2 protein-coding genes are annotated in these 1,210 nt (G+C 34.2%); both read right to left on the reverse strand.

Features of this window, described 5'->3' with window-relative positions; genetic code table 11:
* A partial coding sequence (locus F6K53_RS43780; RefSeq protein WP_293087069.1) for a hypothetical protein occupies positions 1-250 on the reverse strand: 250 nt, incomplete at its 3' end.
* A gap of 99 nt (positions 251-349) precedes the next feature.
* A partial coding sequence (locus F6K53_RS43785) for a hypothetical protein (RefSeq protein WP_293087072.1) occupies positions 350-1,210 on the reverse strand: 861 nt, incomplete at its 5' end.

Below are 1,210 nucleotides of genomic sequence, written 5' to 3' on the forward strand. Positions count from 1 at the left end.
TACTGATTAAATTCTTAGTCTCAATTCCAAATATTTTATCACCCTTTGACAGAGCAAGTCTTTCCCCAAACGAGTAATCTAATAGAGCAAACTGTCCAAAACTAGAAATGATTAACAGTGCTGAAAATATCAAAATTATTATGATTTGAAGTCTTTTTTCTCGGCGATACCAATCTTCAAGCTTTTCACGCTCTTTCGGCTTTTCAATATAGTTTTCAGACTTGGTAGCTGCTGGTTCAAATTCCGTCATATCTGATCACATCATTAGTTGAATCTATTCCGGTGAAGCATTGGAAGCCTATACTTTTGGTTTAACCTCTAATTTATCGTCCAAATCCGCAAAACCATACTAGTGTAAAATGTTATTTTTTTTTAAATCATCCGGTATTTCGCAATAGGTATCTTCTGAACTAGGAGTATATTTTTCGAGGTATTCTCCATCCAGTATTGACTCAAAATACTTATCAAGATGGATTCCCCCTATATCATCTATCTGGTTTAATTCTTGTTGAATTTCATTTTTAACAGTTTTACCATCACGAAATGCATTACTTGATTGAATACTTTTTCTATCTTTTTGTCTTAAAATTTCTTTTAAATTTGGATAGTTTTTGGGCTTAAAATAATAAATCCCTTCAAATAAGTCCCAGGTGTAAACTTGAAGGTTAACATTTGGTTGAGCATCTTTGATTTCAAAGGGCAACGAAATTATTAAAATAACACTTTTAATTTTAGGGTCACGAATTTGGAGATTTCTCTCTAGACTTAAATTTAGAACTTGTTGATCATCTTCTCTAGACCATTTCCAAGCTAAGCAACTAGCTTTTTTATAAATCCATCTGTCGTTATGGTTATCAATACGTCTGATATAAAAACTTTTAGCTTGATGAGAAAATGTCAATAATGTTATAATATTGGGAGTATATCTCTGATCTAGTAAACTATTGCTATCTTTAATTTCTGGTCTTGAGTTGACAGGAACTCTCAAAACCAGCTTTTGAGGTGAGCATTCTTGATTGCCAAAAATCTCGCTATAGATAGGCTCATTAGACTGCACACTTATACTTCGAGCTTCTTCAGTTTGAATGGGACAGGGAGTAATTTGAGGGGTACAGGATTGTAGCCCAATACTATTCAAGATAAGAGTGACAATAATTCCTAGGTAGCGGTGCAACCCCAGCGAGGTTCCCTCACCATGGAAAGGCGCACA

Origin of the sequence: Moorena sp. SIO4A1 (assembly GCF_010672065.1) — a bacterium.
Lineage (GTDB): Bacteria > Cyanobacteriota > Cyanobacteriia > Cyanobacteriales > Coleofasciculaceae > Moorena.